At 39.7% G+C, this 8401-nt stretch carries 6 protein-coding genes; all 6 read left to right on the top strand.

Going from position 1 to position 8401, the window contains the following annotated elements; genetic code table 11:
• The first annotated feature begins 83 nt into the window (after positions 1-83).
• Positions 84-1448: a chromosomal replication initiator protein DnaA gene (gene dnaA / locus AC1U9U_RS13985; protein ID WP_479961170.1), complete on the top strand. Its 1365-nt coding sequence runs from the start codon at positions 84-86 to the stop codon at positions 1446-1448.
• A 262-nt stretch (positions 1449-1710) separates the two neighbouring features.
• Positions 1711-2814: a DNA polymerase III subunit beta gene (gene dnaN, locus AC1U9U_RS13980; protein WP_479961169.1), complete on the top strand. Its 1104-nt coding sequence runs from the start codon at positions 1711-1713 to the stop codon at positions 2812-2814.
• Positions 2815-2828: 14 nt separating this feature from the next.
• Positions 2829-3917, top strand: a complete 1089-nt coding sequence (recF, locus tag AC1U9U_RS13975; protein WP_479961168.1) for a DNA replication/repair protein RecF — start codon at positions 2829-2831, stop codon at positions 3915-3917.
• On the top strand, positions 3918-4169 hold the full coding sequence (remB, locus tag AC1U9U_RS13970) for an extracellular matrix regulator RemB (protein WP_479961167.1): 252 nt from the start codon (positions 3918-3920) through the stop codon (positions 4167-4169).
• 158 nt (positions 4170-4327) lie between these two features.
• Complete coding sequence (gene gyrB / locus AC1U9U_RS13965) at positions 4328-6262, top strand: DNA topoisomerase (ATP-hydrolyzing) subunit B (protein ID WP_479961166.1); 1935 nt, start codon at positions 4328-4330, stop codon at positions 6260-6262.
• A gap of 15 nt (positions 6263-6277) precedes the next feature.
• A partial coding sequence (gene gyrA, locus AC1U9U_RS13960; RefSeq protein ID WP_479961165.1) for a DNA gyrase subunit A occupies positions 6278-8401 on the top strand: 2124 nt, incomplete at its 3' end.

Here is an 8401-nt window from a genome sequence, read left to right as displayed (position 1 = left end):
AGTTATCCACAAATGTGTATAAGTTTGTGTATAACTTTTTTATTGTCAATTATTATATATATTTCGACAAGGGAGGTCCTTTAATGCCACCCCGTTCACTACAAGTTCTCTGGCAAGAAACCCTGGCAAAATTAGAAACTGAGCTATCTAAACCCAGTTTTGAGACCTGGCTAAGTTCGACGGATCTTCTCGACATTGAAGGAGATACACTGATCGTAAGAGTTCCTAATGAATTTGCTAAGGATTGGTTGGAGAGCCGCTATGCACCCATAATTCGCTCCACTGTTCACTCTATTCTTGGTCAATCCTTGAATCTACGCTTTATTGTAGCCCCGGTACAAGATATTACACTCCTAAAAGAAGATCAGCCCAAAGACTCCCTAGACCCAAAGGTGGTCCCCCCCAATAAAACACTGAATCCCAAATATACTTTTGACAGCTTTGTTATCGGCAACAGCAATCGCTTTGCCCATGCTGCCGCTTTAGCAGTGGCTGAATCTCCGGCTCTTGCCTATAACCCCTTATTTATTTATGGTGGGGTCGGATTGGGAAAGACTCACCTTATGCATGCAATCGGCAATGCAGTCATTCAACGTTCTCCCAGCACCAGAGTTCTTTACGTATCAAGTGAGAAATTCACTAATGAATTGATTGAGTCAATCCGTGATAAAAACCCCATTGAGTTCCGTAATCTCTATCGCAATGTGGATATTTTATTAATCGACGATATTCAATTCCTAGCCGGTAAAGAAGGGACACAGGAGGAATTTTTCCATACATTTAATGCTCTGCATGATGCCAATAAACAAATTATTATTTCCTCCGACCGCCCACCTAAAGAAATTCCTACTCTCGAAGATCGCCTACGCTCTCGTTTTGAATGGGGTTTAATTACAGATATTCAACCCCCTGATTTAGAGACCAGGATCGCCATTTTACGGAAGAAAGCCAAACTGGAAAATCTAGAAGTAGATAATGAGGTTATGCTTTATATTGCAGATAAAATCCATTCCAATATCCGTGAACTTGAAGGTGCATTAATTCGAGTTATGGCCTTCGGCTCACTTAGTACCGATGAAACCTTTGCTTCCAAGCCGATCACCGTTGAAACTGCTGCGGAAGCACTTAAAGATATTATTCCGGTCAGCACTCCTAAAGAGATCAGTATTGAAATGATTCAACAAGCGGTAGCAGACTACTACCATTTATCATTGGGCGAATTTAAAGCAAAAAAAAGAACTCGGTCGGTAGCCTTTCCCCGGCAAATTGCTATGTATTTATGCCGAGAGCTTACCGATAATTCTCTACCAAAAATCGGAGACGAGTTCGGCGGCAGGGATCATACTACGGTACTACACGCCCACGAAAAAATTAGCGAGGCCAGACGCAAGGAACCTTTATTGGATAGAAAAATAAATGAACTAATACAAATTATTCAATCCGAATAAGCTTTGGTTATCTTGTGGATAAGCTGTACATGACTTTTGGATAAAATTAATCTAAAAACGAGTATGTTGACATGTGGATAACACCCCTTATTAATCCACATGTTTTTGCTCATTATAAAACCGCCTGCACCCTTGATTTAAACCAATTATCCACATAGAGACAAGCTATACTATTAATACTACTGATTTTATATCTTATTATTATTCCCATAAAAATATTCCACTGTTGATAATTTTTTTATTTATAATAGGAGGCTGTTACATGAAAATTTCTTGTTCTAAAGAATCCTTATTAACGGGGGTTAATACTGTCCAAAAAGCAGTATCGTCTAAGAACACCCAACCGGTATTACAAGGTATTCTCATTAAGGCTGAAGGACAGTCTCTTATTTTTGAAGCCACAGATTTAGAAATGGGGATACGTTGTTCGGTACCGGCTCAGGTCGAAAAGGAAGGAGTTACGGTACTTCCCGCACGGATCTTTTCAGATTTGGTACGCAAATTACCTGATGATTTAATTGAATTGGAAATGCAAAACGATCTAATTAATATCCATTACTATGATTCAGATTTATCCCTCAGAGGATATGATCCCGAAGAATTTCCTTTAATACCGGATCTTTTTGATACAGAATCTTTTGATTTACCGGTAGCAATTTTTAAAAATATGATTAGACAAACGATTTTTTCCTGTTCTACAGAAGAAAGCCGTCCCGTCTTTACCGGATGTTTGGTGCAAATTGAAGATTCCAATATTCGTTTAATCGCTACCGATACTCATCGCTTAGCCTATCGGGTTGCTGAAATAGCGAATCCCGAAAGTTTTAAATTTCAAGGAATTATACCCGCAAAGACCTTAGGAGAAATCAATCGTTTGCTTAAAGAAGATGATGAGGACTTAACAATCCGTTTTAATGATGCCCAAATCATTTTTCAGTTTGGTAATGTTCAACTTCTGTCGCGTTTAATTGAAGGACAGTTTCCAAATTATAAACAGGTAATTCCCCAATCCTGTCAGACCAAGATTTTGCTTTCTACTAAGCTTTTTCAGGATTCAGTGGAAAGGGCCTCTTTATTGGCTCGAGATGGGAGTTCTACCAGTGTTATCAAGCTTTCCGTAGATTCTGAGCATTTATCTATTGATCAAACCTCCGAATTGGGTAAAATTTCTGAGCAAATGGAGATAAAAAAAGAAGGCAATGATGTTAAAATTGCCTTCAACTCAAAGTTTCTACTTGATGTACTTAAAATAATTGATTCTCAGGAATTTATTTTTGAGTTATCCGGTCCCTTTAGTCCGGGAATTATTCGTCCTGTGGATGATCCTAATTATCTTTATCTTGCTTTACCCGTTCGTACCTCTTAAGCCGGCAGGAAGAAATGGAAATAAAATGGCTTCATTTAAAAGATTTTCGGAATTACACCGATCAAGAAGTCCAATTTAAACCCGGATTAAACATATTGCAAGGTGAAAACGGCCAAGGAAAAACTAATGTTCTCGAAGGTATCTATTATCTCTTGACTGGGAAGTCGTATCGTGTTCATCGCGAACAGGAACTTGCTCGTTGGGGAGCAAGCGGCTTTCATCTTTATGGAGATTTTATTGCCCGGAAGCGAAGACTACGCTTGGAGAGCCACTACCAAGAAAAAAGGAAAATAATAAAAATTAACAAGGTTCCCTGTAGAAAGCTATCAGAGTATGTAGGAACCATTAATGTTGTCTTTTTTTCTCCTGATGACTTAATCATGGTTAAAGGTGGACCTGCTGAACGAAGAAGGTTCCTGGATTTTCATATTGCCCAACATCATTCTAAGCATATACAGCTTCTAAATGCCTATAATAAAGTTCTCCAACAAAAAAATGCCCTTCTAAAACGTCCTTTCGCGGGAATTAGAAGCCAAATAGAGCTTTGGAATGATCAGATGCTCAAAATTGGTTCAGAAATCATGAAAAACCGTTGGGAATTCACAAACCTACTCTCTGCAACCAGTGAAGAGATTTACAAACAGATTTCTTCGGGCAAAGAAGTATTTTCCATGGAATATCATTCTTTAGGTAAAAGCTCTTTGGCAGAAGCGTTAGAATACTTCCCTAAACTACTGGAGGAAAAACTAGCTTCGGAAATAGAAAAAAAAGTTATTTTAGCCGGTCCACATCGAGATGATATAATTTTTAAGTTAAACCAACAGTCGGCCCGTCATTATGGCTCACAAGGACAACAGCGTTCAATTGTCTTAAGCATTAAACTCGCTGAATTAGAAGTAATATATCAAGAAAAAGGAGAATATCCTTTGTTGCTTCTTGATGATGTTTTGTCTGAATTGGATAGTTTTAGGAGAGACTATTTACTAGATTATGTGAAAAATTTACAACAAACAATTATAACCATGACCAGTGCGGAAACCCTTACCGCTAGTGCATCCTTATTGCTTAAAGTTGAAAAAGGGCAAATTAGGAGGATTGATTAAATGTTTTTACATTTGGGTGGAGATATACTCGTTAATCAGGAAAAAGTTATTGCTATCTTAGATTTGGAAACGGCTATGAAAAACGGAACTTCACAGAAATTTTTAAGTAAAATTAAAGAAGAACAAACAATAAATTATATAGCTGAAGTAGGGAAAGAAAAATCACTGATCTTAACAATGGACGGAAATTATTTTTCTCCCATATCATCCACTACCTTATTGAAACGCTCCGCGAATGTATATGAAGAATAAGTAAAAATAGAAGAAACCTCTCAAAGGCATTGAGTAAGGTTTCTTCCATTTTAATTAAAACATCTGCAATTTCCTTTATTTGAATAAAGTTCTAATAAGTCGTATAATTAAAAGGTTAGATGTTTAATAATAGAGGGATGATTTGGGAGGGATCAGCTTTGCAAGAGAATGCTGAAACAAAGGAACATATTCCAAGCAATGATTATAATGCAGGGCAGATTGAAGTACTCGAAGGCCTGGAGGCAGTTCGTAAACGTCCGGGCATGTATATTGGTTCTACAAGTTTACGTGGTTTACACCACTTGGTCTATGAAATTGTAGACAATAGTATAGATGAAGCCTTAGCAGGTTTTTGTGATACCATCGAAGTCACTATTCATCAGGATAATAGTATTTCCGTAGTGGATAATGGTCGTGGTATTCCGGTAGATATTCATCCTAAGCTAGGCAAACCGGCTGTTGAAGTGGCTTTAACAGTTCTGCATGCCGGAGGAAAATTCAGCGGCAGTGCTTATAAGGTTTCCGGTGGTCTTCATGGTGTAGGCATGAGTGTAGTAAATGCCTTATCTAAGTTGCTTTATGTTGAAGTTAAGAAGGACGGTAATATTTATCACCAAGAGTTTATGCGTGGGAAAACCATGACAGAGCTCACCATTATCGGTAAAGCAGAAGCAGGGCAAACAGGGACCAAAATTGTTTTTGCGCCGGATCCGGAAATTTTTGAAGATACGGTTTTTGTTTTTGATACCCTGGCTCATCGCTTGCGGGAACTTTCTTTTTTGAACAAAAAGATCTCAATTACCTTAAATGATGAAAGAGAGGACAAAAAGGAAGTTTATTATCATACCGGTGGAATTTACGATTTTGTTAAGTATATTAACCGCACTAAAGAGGTTTTGCATCCTGAACCAATTTATTTTGAAAAAGAAAAGGATGGAGTTCTGGTTGAAGTATCCATGCAGTACAACGATGGCTATGCGGAAAATCTTTTTTCCTACGCCAATAATATCCACACTCAAGAAGGGGGAACCCATGAGTCCGGATTTAAATCTGCATTAACCAGGGTAATAAATGATTATGCCAGAAAGAACAATATTCTTAAAAATAGTGAAACCAATCTTACCGGTGAGGATATTCGGGAAGGTTTAACTGCGGTTATCTCTGTTAAGGTTCCTGAACCTCAATTTGAAGGCCAAACCAAAACTAAATTGGGGAACTCAGAAATTCGCTCAATCGTAGATTCCATAACAGGAGATAGTTTGTCGGTATTTCTCGAGGAAAACCCCGTAGCGGGTAAAAAACTTATTGAAAAATCCATCCAAGCCTCCCGGGCTCGCGAAGCGGCTCGTAAAGCTAGAGAATTAACCAGAAGAAAAAGTGCTTTAGAGGTCAGCGCCTTACCGGGAAAATTGGCCGATTGTTCTTGGAAGGAAGCGGAGCTTTGCGAATTGTACATTGTCGAGGGAGATAGTGCGGGTGGTTCAGCAAAATCAGGTAGAGATCGCCGTTTTCAAGCTATTCTGCCGATACGGGGTAAAATTCTCAATGTTGAGAAAGCCCGTTTAGACCGGATCTTAAGCAATGCGGAAATTCGGGCTATGGTAACAGCTATGGGAACGGGGATTTCTGAGGATTTTGATATTAGCAAAGCCCGCTATCATAAATTGGTGATTATGACTGATGCTGATGTGGATGGAGCCCATATTCGAATCTTACTGCTCACTTTCTTTTTCCGCTTTATGAAACCTTTAATTGAAAATAACTATGTCTATATTGCCCAGCCCCCCTTATTTAAGATTAAGAAGGGTAAAGATATTCGCTATGCTTATAGCGATGCTGAGTTGGCCAAGATTCAGGATGAAATCGGTCGCGAAAAAGTAGAAATTCAACGGTATAAAGGTTTAGGGGAAATGAATCCCGAACAGCTTTGGGAGACCACCATGGATCCAGCCAATAGAACCATCCTCCAAGTCACGATGGATGATGCCATTAAAGCCGATGAACTCTTTACGATTCTGATGGGAGATATCGTAGAACCAAGGCGTGAGTTCATTCAAGAAAATGCTAAATACGTTCGTAATCTGGATGTTTAAAGGGGTGGTTAGCACATGTCAACAGAAATGCAGGGTGGAAAAGTTCTTCCGATTGAGATTTCGGATGAATTGAGAAAATCCTTTATTGATTATTCCATGAGTGTTATTGTCAGTCGTGCTTTGCCTGATGTAAGGGACGGTCTTAAGCCTGTTCATCGCCGTATTATCTATACTTTGCATGAGCTAGGCATGACGCCGAATAAGCCACATAGCAAATCGGCAAGACTTGTTGGGGATTGCATGGGTAAATTCCATCCCCATGGGGACAGTTCCATCTATGATGCAGTCGTTCGGTTGGCTCAGGATTTTTCCACTCGTTATCCCTTGGTCGATGGACATGGTAATTTTGGCTCAGTTGATGGGGATTCGGCAGCGGCTATGCGTTATACCGAAGCCCGGATGGCCAAAATTACTCAATATTTGCTGGCTGATATCGATAAGGATACGGTAGATTTTCAACCGAACTATGATGAAAGACAAGAGGAGCCCAAAGTTTTACCGGCCAAATTCCCTAACCTTTTGGTCAATGGATCTTCAGGGATTGCCGTGGGTATGGCTACGAATATTCCTCCGCATAATATGACGGAAGTGATCGATGGTACTATTGCCCAGATCGATAATCCCGATATTGAAATTAAAGAGCTGATGAAATATATTAAAGGACCGGATTTTCCCACCGGTGCTTCGATCATGGGGACCGAAGGAATCATTTCTGCCTATAAGACCGGCCGAGGCAGCTTCAAAATCCGAGCCAAAGCTCACATTGAGGAAATGGAAAAGTCAGGGAAAATGCGGATTATCGTTACCGAAATTCCCTACATGGTCAATAAGGCTCGTTTGGTCGAAAAAATCGCCGAGCTGGTGCGTGAGAAAAGAATCGAAGGTATCACTGATCTGCGGGATGAATCCGACCGTACAGGTATGCGGATTGTCATTGAACTGCGCCGGGATGTGAATCCCCAAGTCATTCTCAACCAACTGTATAAACATACCCAAATGGAAGACAGTTTTGGGGTTAATTTATTGGCTTTGGTGGATAATCAACCCAAAGTGCTAAATCTTAAGCAAGTTATTCATTACTTTATTGAGCATCAAAAAGATGTTATTACCCGGAGGACACGTTTTGAGCTGAATAAGGCTGAAGCGGAAGCCCATATCTTGGAGGGCTTGAGGATTGCTTTAGATTATATCGATGAAGTAATTCATATCATTAGAACTTCTGATGATGAGCAAAATGCTAAAGACAATTTAATGGCACGTTTCGGTCTCAGCGATAAGCAATCCCAAGCTATTGTGGATATGCGCCTAAAGCGTCTTACCGGGTTAGAACGGGAAAAGATCGAGGAACAATATCAAAAGCTGCAAGAGACGATCGCCTATTTGAAAGCCGTCCTCGAATCAGAACAAATGGTTCTCGATATTATTAAAAAAGAGCTTGAGGAAGTCAAAGAGAAGTTCGGTGATGAAAGACGTACGGAAATTTCTATTGATACAACCCATATGGATATTGAGGATTTGATTGATGATGAAGAAGTAGTTGTAACCATGTCTCACCGGGGATATATTAAACGAATCCCCTTGAATACCTATAAAAGCCAGCGGCGAGGTGGCAAAGGTGTGCAAGGAATGGCCACCAGAGAAGAGGATTTTGTGGAACATCTCTTTACGACTACAACTCATCATTATATTCTCTTCTTTACGACGCGTGGTAAGGTATATCGCCTGAAAACTTACGAAATTCCCGAAGCAGGGCGTACAGGTAAAGGAACGGCCATCGTTAATCTCTTAAATATTAATCCCAATGAGGAAAAGATTACGGCAGTTTTATCTATTCGCGCCTACGATGAAGATTTTCATCTCTTTATGGCCACTAAAAATGGCATTGTCAAGAAAACCTTGTTAAAGGAATATGATTCATCACGCAAGGATGGACTGATTGCTATAACCTTAAATGAAGAAGATGAATTGATTGGGGTACGCTTAACCAAAGCCGGGGAGCATATTATTATGGCTACTAAGAACGGATTATGTATTCGTTTCTTAGAATCCGATGTTCGTCAGATGGGACGAACGGCCCAAGGAGTGAAAGGAATAGCCCTGGAAGAGGAAGATTCCGTAGTAAGTATGGATGTTATCTAT

The sequence above is a fragment of the Desulfitobacterium sp. genome, from assembly GCF_982384815.1.
The sequence above is the reverse complement of the archived record's forward strand: the minus strand, read 5'-3'. Positions and strand labels throughout refer to the sequence as shown.

Excerpts from the sequence above, each read along its gene's own strand:
- dnaA (WP_479961170.1), top strand. The coding sequence starts at position 84 with ATGCCACCCCGTTCACTACAAGTTCTCTGGCAAGAAACCCTGGCAAAA.
- dnaN (WP_479961169.1), top strand. The coding sequence starts at position 1,711 with ATGAAAATTTCTTGTTCTAAAGAATCCTTATTAACGGGGGTTAATACT.
- recF (WP_479961168.1), top strand. The coding sequence starts at position 2,829 with ATGGAAATAAAATGGCTTCATTTAAAAGATTTTCGGAATTACACCGAT.
- remB (WP_479961167.1), top strand. The coding sequence starts at position 3,918 with ATGTTTTTACATTTGGGTGGAGATATACTCGTTAATCAGGAAAAAGTT.